This window comes from Acidovorax sp. ACV01 (genome assembly GCF_014851495.1).
Taxonomy (GTDB): domain Bacteria; phylum Pseudomonadota; class Gammaproteobacteria; order Burkholderiales; family Burkholderiaceae_C; genus Acidovorax; species Acidovorax radicis.
Genome location: NZ_JACUZT010000007.1, coordinates 293994 through 302131 on the forward strand (window position 1 = coordinate 293994; position 8138 = coordinate 302131).

At 58.6% G+C, this 8138-nt stretch carries 7 protein-coding genes, 1 tRNA gene and 1 pseudogene; all 9 read right to left on the bottom strand.

Features of this window, described 5'->3' with window-relative positions:
• Position 1: 1 nt before the first annotated feature.
• Entirely contained in the window at positions 2-4114 is a 4113-nt protein-coding gene (gene rpoB, locus IB243_RS20765) for a DNA-directed RNA polymerase subunit beta (RefSeq protein WP_010467243.1), read from the bottom strand.
• A gap of 266 nt (positions 4115-4380) precedes the next feature.
• A complete protein-coding gene (rplL, locus tag IB243_RS20770; protein ID WP_010467242.1) occupies positions 4381-4755 on the bottom strand; it encodes a 50S ribosomal protein L7/L12 in 375 nt (124 codons plus the stop codon).
• Positions 4756-4795: 40 nt separating this feature from the next.
• Positions 4796-5320 carry a 50S ribosomal protein L10 gene (gene rplJ / locus IB243_RS20775; RefSeq protein ID WP_029414402.1) on the bottom strand — a complete coding sequence of 175 codons (525 nt, stop codon included), beginning with the start codon at positions 5318-5320 and terminating at the stop codon, positions 4796-4798.
• A gap of 240 nt (positions 5321-5560) precedes the next feature.
• Positions 5561-6259 (bottom strand): 50S ribosomal protein L1, encoded by a 699-nt coding sequence (gene rplA / locus IB243_RS20780; protein ID WP_010467239.1) that lies wholly within the window; start codon positions 6257-6259, stop codon positions 5561-5563.
• The gene (gene rplK, locus IB243_RS20785) at positions 6260-6691 is read right to left on the bottom strand and encodes a 50S ribosomal protein L11 (RefSeq protein ID WP_010467238.1); all 432 of its coding nucleotides are present in this window, start codon (positions 6689-6691) and stop codon (positions 6260-6262) included.
• A 160-nt stretch (positions 6692-6851) separates the two neighbouring features.
• The gene (nusG, locus tag IB243_RS20790) at positions 6852-7448 is read right to left on the bottom strand and encodes a transcription termination/antitermination protein NusG (protein ID WP_010467237.1); all 597 of its coding nucleotides are present in this window, start codon (positions 7446-7448) and stop codon (positions 6852-6854) included.
• Complete coding sequence (gene secE / locus IB243_RS20795; RefSeq protein ID WP_010467236.1) at positions 7445-7831, bottom strand: preprotein translocase subunit SecE; 387 nt, start codon at positions 7829-7831, stop codon at positions 7445-7447. Before secE ends, nusG begins: the two co-directional genes overlap by 4 nt.
• A gap of 91 nt (positions 7832-7922) precedes the next feature.
• A tRNA-Trp gene (locus IB243_RS20800) sits at positions 7923-7998 on the bottom strand.
• Between the two features lie 14 nt (positions 7999-8012).
• Positions 8013-8138 (bottom strand): annotated as a pseudogene (locus IB243_RS20805) (elongation factor Tu); the annotation flags it as partial.

Sequence of the window (8138 nt, forward strand, 5' to 3'; positions counted from 1 at the left end):
CTTAGGAGCGTTCCAGCTCGATGTCCAGGCCCAGCGAACGGATTTCCTTGACCAGCACGTTGAACGATTCCGGCATGCCGGCTTCGATGGCGTGTTCGCCCTTGACGATGGACTCGTACACCTTGGTACGGCCCACCACGTCATCGGACTTCACTGTCAGCATTTCCTGCAGGACGTAAGCGGCGCCATAAGCTTCCAGCGCCCACACTTCCATTTCCCCGAAACGCTGGCCACCGAACTGGGCCTTACCGCCCAGCGGTTGCTGCGTGACGAGCGAGTAAGGACCGGTCGAACGGGCATGCATCTTGTCGTCCACCAAATGGTGCAACTTCAGGTAATGCATGTAGCCGATGGTCGTCGGACGCTCGAAGCGCTCGCCCGTGCGGCCATCGAACAGGTACGCCTGCGTGCGGGTGGGCGTGAGGCCCTTGCGCTCGGCGATGTCGTCTGGATAGGCGATCTTCAGCATGTCCTTGATTTCTTCTTCCGAAGCACCATCGAACACGGGGGTGGCATAAGGCACACCGGTGGTGAGGTTGGCAGCCATGGCCATCAAGTCTTCGTCGCTCAGCTGAGACAAGTCCTCCTTGCGGCCGCGCGAGTTGTACACCTCTTCCAGGAACGTGCGCAGTTCGGACGCCTTGGCCTGCTGCTGCAGCATGTCGCCGATGCGCTGACCGATACCCTTGCCAGCCCAGCCCAGGTGGACTTCCAGCACCTGACCAATGTTCATCCGCGAAGGCACGCCCAGCGGGTTCAGAACGATGTCGGCAGGGGTGCCATCGGCCATGTAAGGCATGTCTTCGACCGGAACGATCTTGGAGACCACGCCCTTGTTACCGTGGCGGCCGGCCATCTTGTCGCCAGGCTGCAGGCGGCGCTTGACGGCCAGGTAGACCTTGACCATCTTGAGCACGCCCGCTGGCAGCTCGTCGCCTTGCGTGAGCTTCTTGCGCTTTTCTTCAAAGGCCAGGTCGAAGCTGTGGCGCGTCTGCTCCAGAGCGTTCTTGATGGACTCGAGTTGCGTGGCGACTTCGTCTTCCGCGGGGCGGATGTCGAACCAGTGGAACTTCTCGACCGAAGCCAGGTAGGCCTTGTCGATCTTGGTGCCCTTGGCCAGCTTCTGCGGGCCGCCATTGGCCACACGACCGTTGAGCAGCTTCTCAATACGGTCGAAAGCGTCGGCCTCGACGATGCGCAGCTGGTCGTTCAGGTCCAGGCGGAAGCGCTTGAGTTCATCGTCGATGATCTGCTGGGCGCGCTTGTCGCGCTGGATGCCTTCGCGGGTGAACACCTGCACGTCGATCACGGTGCCTTGCGAACCCTGGTCCACGCGCAGCGAGGTGTCCTTCACGTCGGAAGCCTTCTCGCCGAAGATGGCGCGCAAGAGCTTCTCTTCAGGCGTCAGCGTGGTCTCGCCCTTGGGCGTGACCTTGCCCACCAGCGTATCGCCAGGTTGCACTTCGGCGCCCACGTAGATGATGCCGGACTCGTCCAGGCGGTTCAGCTGCTGTTCCGACAGGTTCGGAATGTCGCGCGTGATTTCTTCCGCACCCAGCTTCGTGTCGCGGGCCATGACCACCAATTCCTCGATGTGGATCGAGGTGTAGCGGTCTTCGGCCACCACGCGTTCGGAGATCAGGATCGAATCTTCGAAGTTGTAGCCATTCCAGGGCATGAAGGCGATCAGCATGTTCTGGCCAATGGCGATTTCGCCGAAGTCCGTCGATGCGCCGTCGGCGATCACGTCACCCTTGACCAGCATGTCGCCCTTCTTGACGATGGGGCGCTGGTGGATGTTGGTGTTCTGGTTGGAACGCTGGTACTTGATGAGGTTGTAGATGTCCACACCCACTTCACCGGCCAGTGCTTCTGCGTCGTTCACGCGCACCACGATGCGGGTGGCGTCAACGTAGTCGACGATACCGCCGCGGGTGGCCGTCACCACGGTGCCCGAGTCCACAGCCGCCACGCGCTCGATGCCCGTGCCCACCAAAGGCTTCTCAGGGCGCAGCACAGGCACAGCCTGGCGCGACATGTTGGCGCCCATCAGCGCGCGGTTCGCATCGTCATGCTCCAGGAACGGAACCAACGAAGCCGCCACCGACACGATCTGTGCGGGGGACACGTCCATGTACTGCACACGGTCTGCACCGCACAGGATGGATTCGCCCTTTTCACGGGCAGAGACCAGTTCACCCGTCAGGCGACCATCCTTGTCGAGCACGGCATTGGCCTGCGCGATCACGTACTTGCCTTCTTCAATGGCCGACAGGTAGTCGATATCCATCGTCACCTTGCTGTCCACCACACGGCGGTACGGGGTTTCGATGAAACCGTACTCGTTGAGGCGGGCGTACAGGGCCAGCGAGTTGATCAGGCCGATGTTTGGACCTTCAGGCGTTTCGATAGGGCAGACGCGACCGTAATGGGTTACGTGCACGTCGCGCACTTCGAAGCCTGCGCGTTCGCGGGTCAGACCACCCGGGCCCAGTGCGGAAACACGGCGCTTGTGCGTGATTTCAGCGAGCGGGTTGGTCTGGTCCATGAACTGCGACAGCTGCGACGCACCGAAGAATTCCTTCAGTGCTGCCGAGATCGGCTTACTGTTGATCAGGTCGTGGGGCATCAGCGGCTCTTGCTCGGCCTGGCCCAGACGCTCCTTCACAGCCTTTTCGATACGTGCCAGACCTGTGCGGTACTGGTTTTCGGCGAGTTCGCCCACGCAGCGCACGCGGCGGTTACCCAAGTGATCGATGTCATCGACTTCGCCGTTGCCGTTGCGCAGGTCCACCAGAATCTTGACCACGGCCAGGATGTCTTCGTTGGACAGCACCATGGGGCCGGTGGATTCGTCGCGGCCGATCTTGGCGTTGAACTTCATGCGGCCCACACGCGACAGGTCGTACGTGTCGGGGTTGTAAAACAGGCGCTGGAACAGGGCCTGCACGGCGTCTTCGGTGGGCGGCTCGCCAGGACGCATCATGCGGTAGATAGCCACACGCGCAGCAAATTCGTCCACCGTTTCGTCGATGCGCAGGGTCTGCGACATGTACGCACCCTGGTCGAGTTCATTGGTGTAAATGCATTGCACGTCTTGCACGCCAGCACTGCGCAGTTTCTTGAGAAGTGCCTCGGTCAGCTCATCATTCGCCTTGGCGATGATTTCACCGGTGTCCGCGTCCACAATGTTGCGGGCGACAACGCGGCCGATCAGGAAGTCTTCGGGCACGCTGATGTGCGTAGTGCCGGACTGCTCCAGTTCGCGGGTGTGGCGTGCCGTCACACGCTTGTCCTTGGCCACAACGACCTTGCCGGACTTGTCGGTGATGTCGAAACGAGCCACTTCACCACGCAGACGCTCGGACACAAATTCCATTTGTGCACCGCTGTCCATGAGGCGGAAGTTGTCATTGACGAAGAAATTCGCCAGGATAGATTCTGGATTCAGGCCGATGGCCTTGAGCAGAATCGTGACGGGCATCTTGCGACGGCGGTCGACGCGGAAGTACAGGATGTCCTTGGGGTCGAACTCGAAGTCGAGCCAGGAGCCACGGTACGGGATGATGCGCGCCGAGAACAGCAGCTTGCCCGAGCTGTGGGTTTTGCCCTTGTCGTGTTCGAAGAACACGCCAGGCGAACGGTGGAGCTGAGACACGATCACGCGCTCGGTACCGTTGATGATGAACGAGCCCTTATCGGTCATGAGCGGCACTTCGCCCATGTAGACCTCTTGCTCCTTCACTTCCTTGACCACTTTGGACTGCGACGTCGAAGACTCACGGTCATAGATGATCAATTGCACCTTGGCGCGCACAGCCGAGGCGAAGGTCAGACCACGGGTCTGGCACTCACGCACGTCAAAAGCTGGCTTTGCCAGGTTGTACTCGATGAACTTCATCTCCACAAAACCGTTGTGGGAGACGATAGGAAAGGCAGCGTCGAATGCAGCCTGAAGGCCTTCGATGGTTCTTTTCTGGGGTGCTTTATCAGCCTGCAGGAAAGCGGTGTAGGCGTCCTTCTGCATCTGCAGCAGATAAGGAACTTCGAGCACGCTATCGCGGGTGCCGAAACTTTTGCGAATTCGCTTGCGTTCGGTGTAGGAATAGGCCATGAGATCTCCGGGCAAAGACATGAGTCCTGGGTCTTCGACGACTGACCCGCGAGGAGAGGTGTCCTCACGGGCTTGGCGGTTGGCCACTACCAACCATGGCGGACGGTGATGCATTGCACATCACCCGAACCAAGGCGTCTTCTGCTGTCGGGGTTGTCAGAAGACACTCGCAAGCCTCGTTGACAACGAGGCTTGCGGGTGCTCTCTGAAAGCACCAAAGGCTGGAGGCCCTTTGAGGAGCACTCCAGCCCTTGAGCAAGACCGAATTACTTGAGTTCGGCCTTGGCGCCAGCTTCCACCAGCTTCTTGACAGCTGCTTCGGCGTCGGCCTTGGCAATGCCTTCCTTGACGTTCTTGGGAGCGCCGTCCACCAGGTCCTTGGCTTCCTTGAGGCCCAGGCCGGTGATTTCGCGCACAGCCTTGATCACGGACACCTTGTTGGCACCAGCTTCGGTCAGAACGACGTTGAATTCCGTCTTTTCTTCAGCAGCAGCAGCAGCGCCACCACCAGCGGCAGCAGGAGCAGCCATGGCTGCAGCGCTCACGCCAAACTTCTCTTCAATGGCCTTCACCAGGTCATTGAGTTCCAGAACCGTCATGCTGTCCAGCGCGGTCAAAAATGCGTCTTTATCGAATGCCATTTTGATTTCCTAACAATTTTGTTGGTTAACTGCCGAGCGATCAAGCTGCGACAGGTTCGGCGGCCGTTTCGGCAACGCCTTCGCCTTTTTTCGCCGCCAGCGCGCCCAGCACAACGGCCGTACGCGACATGGGGGACATAAGCAAGCCACAAATCTGAGCCAGCAGAACTTCCTTGGAAGGAATGTTGGCCAGTTGCTTAACGCCGTTGACATCCAGGGCCTTGCCACCGAAAGCGCCACCGCGAATCACCAGCTTGTCGTTGGTCTTCGCGAAATCGGCCACCACCTTGGCGGCGGCCACAGCGTCTTCAGAGAAGCCGTAGATCAGCGGGCCGGTCATCTGGTCTGCCACCACGTCAAACGCGCTGCCAGCTACAGCACGGCGAGCCAGGGTGTTCTTCAGAACACTCAGGGTCACGCCCTTGCTGCGAGCATCAACACGCAGTTTGGTCATGTCGGCGACCGTGATGCCACGGTATTCCGCGATCACAAGCGTTTGAGCTTTAGCGGCGAGGCTGGTCACTTCACTGATGACCGCTTCTTTCTCACTGCGATTAAGACTCAAGGTCTACTCCTTAAAATGCGCACTCGGCGAGTGCCTCATGCGCGCTCTTGTTGCAGCGACCAACTGTTTCGGAAAATTTTTCCATCTGCAGCGGGATCGCCATCTGCGTTGGTGCCTTGTCTGGCTTTAAGCACGACCGGATCGCGCACCAACGGTCTTGGATGGCCTGTCGCTACTTTCGTAGCTCCAGCCCACCACATCGGGCCTGCCCGTGAAGGCACGCCCGAAGATTTCTTGCAATTACGCTGCAGCGATGGTTTGCGTATCCACGCGGACACCCAGACCCATCGTGGAAGACACCGCCACCTTGCGCAAGTACAGGCCCTTGCTGGTTGCTGGCTTGGCCTTGTTCAGGGCTTCGATCAGTGCAGCCAGATTGCCTTGCAGCTTGTCGTTGTCGAACGAGCGGCGGCCGATCGTGCTGTGCACGATACCGGCCTTGTCCACGCGGAACTGCACCTGACCAGCCTTGGCGTTCTTCACGGCCGTAGCAACGTCAGGGGTCACTGTGCCCACCTTGGGGTTAGGCATCAGGCCACGTGGGCCCAGGATCTGACCCAGGGTACCTACAACGCGCATCGCATCAGGCGCGGCAATCACCACGTCAAACGGCATGTCGCCGGCCTTGACCATGGCGGCCAGGTCGTCCATACCGACGATGTCAGCACCGGCGGCCTTGGCTTCTTCAGCCTTGGCGCCTTGGGCAAACACCGCAACACGCGTCGTCTTGCCGGTACCGTTGGGCAGCACCACGGCGCCACGGACCACTTGGTCGGACTTCTTGGCATCGATACCCAGCTGCACAGCCACATCGATGGATTCATCGAACTTGGCAGTAGCCGCTTCCTTCACCAGAACCACAGCATCCGCGAAGGCATACAGCTTGGTGCTGTCAACCTTGCCCTGCTGGGCCTTTTGCTTTTTTGTCAACTTGGCCATTTACAAACCCTCCACCGTCACGCCCATCGAGCGTGCAGAACCAGCCAGCGTACGGACTGCTGCGTCGACGTTCGCGGCGTTCATGTCCTTCATCTTGGTCTTGGCGATTTCTTCGAGCTGTTCGCGCGTGATCTTGCCGACCTTGGTCTTCAGCGGATTCGAAGAACCCTTTTCAAGCTTGATAGCCTTCTTGATCAGCGTCGTTGCGGGCGGCGTCTTGATGATGAAGGTAAAGCTCTTGTCCGCAAAAGCCGTGATGACCACAGGCAACGGCAGACCAGGCTCCACACCCTGGGTCTGCGCATTGAATGCCTTGCAGAACTCCATGATGTTGAGACCACGCTGGCCCAGGGCGGGACCAATGGGTGGGGATGGATTGGCCTTACCAGCTGGGACTTGCAGCTTGATAAAACCGACGATTTTTTTCGCCATGTTTTACTCCTTACGGGTCATAACGCCTTCGCTGCACCACGCAGCAACTGGCTCCCCGGGGTTAACGACTCGCTATCACAATGTTCGCACCGAGTCGAAAAGTGCGACATTCAACTTTTTCCCTGGTTTTCCAGGGAGGACTAGGTTTTATCGAGAAGACTTACGTCTTCTCGACCTGTCCAAATTCCAGCTCAACGGGTGTAGAGCGACCGAAGATCATTACGGAGACGCGCACACGGCTCTTTTCGTAATTGACTTCTTCGACCGAGCCATTGAAGTCCGTGAAAGGACCTTCCTTGACACGAACCAGCTCACCCACCATGAATTCGATCTTGTGGCGCGGCTTCTCCGTGCCTTCCTGCATCTGGCTGACGATTTTCTGAACTTCTTCTTCAGAAATAGGTGCGGGACGATTCTTTGCACCACCCACGAAACCAGTCACCTTGTTGGTGTGTTTCACCAAATGCCAAGTGTCATCGTCCATGACCATTTCAACGAACACATAGCCAGGAAACAAGCGACGCTCAGTCGTCTTGCGCTGGCCGTTCTTCATCTCCACCACTTCTTCGGTCGGCACCAGAATGCGGCCAAACTTATCCTGCATGCCAGAGCGGCCAATACGCTCCTGGATGTTGCGCTCCACGGCTTTTTCCATACCCGAGTAGGCATGGACGATGTACCAGCGCAGATCGGGGTTTACCGAAGCAGAAGCGCCTGCAGGAGCCTCTGCCCCAGTGATTTCCGCAGCGGTCGTCATGATTTTCTCCAACCCAGAACCAAGTCGTACAGAACCCATTCCAGCGTCTTGTCCGTGAACCACAGGAAAAGTGCCATGATCACCACAAAGGCAAACACGTAAGCCGTCATCTGCAAGGTTTCCTTGCGAGTGGGCCAGACAACTTTTTTCACTTCGCGCCATGCATCCTTTGCGAAAGCAACGAACTGCCGACCGGACTCCGATACGAGAAATACGCCTGCAGCCGCAACCAGCCCGACGATCAGCGCAGCCCATTGAACGAGAGCGCCTTGTTTTCCCAGCAAATAAAAACCCGCCACCGAGGCAATGACCAAAGCCACCACCGCTGCGAGCTTGGCCTTGTCTGCGCCTGTATTGACAGTTTCAACCTGTGAAGTGGCCATCTTTGAGTATTTCCTGCTTCCGATTCACGGCGCCGCTTAAGACACCGAAGCCCGCCAGGGCCTGGCGGGCTTGTTTTAGGCCACATTCAAGTGGCAGGGGCAGTAGGAATCGAACCTACAACCTTCGGTTTTGGAGACCGACGCTCTGCCAATTGAGCTATACCCCTGTATCCCTTGCCAATTACGCGAGGATCTTGGCCACGACGCCAGCGCCCACGGTACGGCCACCTTCGCGGATAGCGAAGCGCAGGCCTTCTTCCATGGCGATGGGGTTGATCAGCTTCACAGTGATCGACACGTTGTCACC